The sequence below is a fragment of the Streptomyces sp. NPDC007901 genome, from assembly GCF_042959465.1.
Lineage (GTDB): Bacteria > Actinomycetota > Actinomycetes > Streptomycetales > Streptomycetaceae > Streptomyces.
Genome location: NZ_JBIBKW010000109.1, coordinates 1 through 1,291 on the forward strand (window position 1 = coordinate 1; position 1,291 = coordinate 1,291).

Annotated in this window: 1 pseudogene; it reads left to right on the forward strand. The window is 65.1% G+C overall.

Annotated elements, in window-relative coordinates:
• Positions 1-480: 480 nt before the first annotated feature.
• A pseudogene (locus tag ACFZDK_RS55875) lies at positions 481-714 on the forward strand (helix-turn-helix domain-containing protein); the annotation flags it as partial.
• Positions 715-1,291: the final 577 nt, after the last annotated feature.

Consider the following 1,291-nt stretch of genomic DNA (forward strand, 5'->3'; position numbering starts at 1 on the left):
TCACGGCCTCCAAAAAAGGTCATCACAGCTTTCGCCTTCACGACGTTCCCACCCCCCTCGTGGTTCACCAGCAGACAGCGGAACCGTAAGCTTGACTCTGAAGCTGATCGGAAACAGGCAGCACAGGGTCTCAGGAAGCTGCGGCCTCGGATGTGCCGAGAAAAGCTCGAACGGGGCCTGACAGTTCGTCTGGCCTGCTGAGGGTGACGACGTCCAGCCCGGTGGGAGTGGCATCCAGGGGCCGGTAGGTGATGTCAGGGAGCACGATGCCTTCTGTGGGCGCCGGAACGACGGCCACTCCCGCCCCGGCTGCGGTGAGGGCAAGTACGGCGAGTGATCCGCTGACCAGGTGGATGCCTGCCCTGTGCTCGTTGGGGACGATCTGAAGCCGGGCTAGTGCTCTGACCGGGAAGGTTCGCCGGGTTGCTGGTTAGGGCGGTTAGATGGGCGGTGACGTCCGTTCCGACCGCTGGAGGTGCGGTGGCCGAGCCTGTCCGTGTGCGCAGACTGACCGACCAGGAAGGGCAGAAACTGCAGCAGATCGTGCGCCGGGGCAGCACCAACTCGGTGCGCTACCGGCGCGCGATGATGCTACTGGCCTCGGCCGGCGGGAATCGGGTGCCCGTGATCGCCCAGCTGGTGCAGGCCGACGAGGACACCGTCCGGGACGTGATCCACCGCTTCAACGAGATCGGCCTGGCCTGCCTGGACCCTAATTCGTTGGTAGCGGCACCGGCGCGGCTTCTTGGAGCAGTGCCGGACTGTTCGAGTACGGAACTGTGACGCCTTCCTGGACCCCGGCTGATGAGGCCTTCACTGAGAGCGGCGCACGGCCCCAGTGCTCGGGGTGATGGCTGTCGCATGGACGCCGGGCGGACAACCTATACAAGCCCTGGCCTGCGAGGCCTCTAGGTAGAGCGGTGACGTTCGTCGTCTTCACGGCCGCCATCACCCGCCGCACATTCACTCGTTGGAGTTGGTGGTGCGAGCCCGTTTCACGGTGACCTCTTACCAATCCCGAGCCCTCGAGCTCTGGACAAGACCGAGGCCCGTGGGACGCGCTGGTGCCGCGAACGGCTTGTGAGATGTCGGACCGAAGAGTCCTGGAATTAGGGAGCCGCGTGGCCCGCATGCGCTCGTGACCAGCGCAGATGCCAACGCCGAAGGGGAGGAGCAACTTGATCTACTGCGGGATTGACTGGGCTGAGAAGCATGTGCGCCACGAGGCGCTTGAAGTCGAGCGGGGGTGAGAGACCTTCGACTCCTGGCCGTCGCAGCGGCCGGGTGAAGC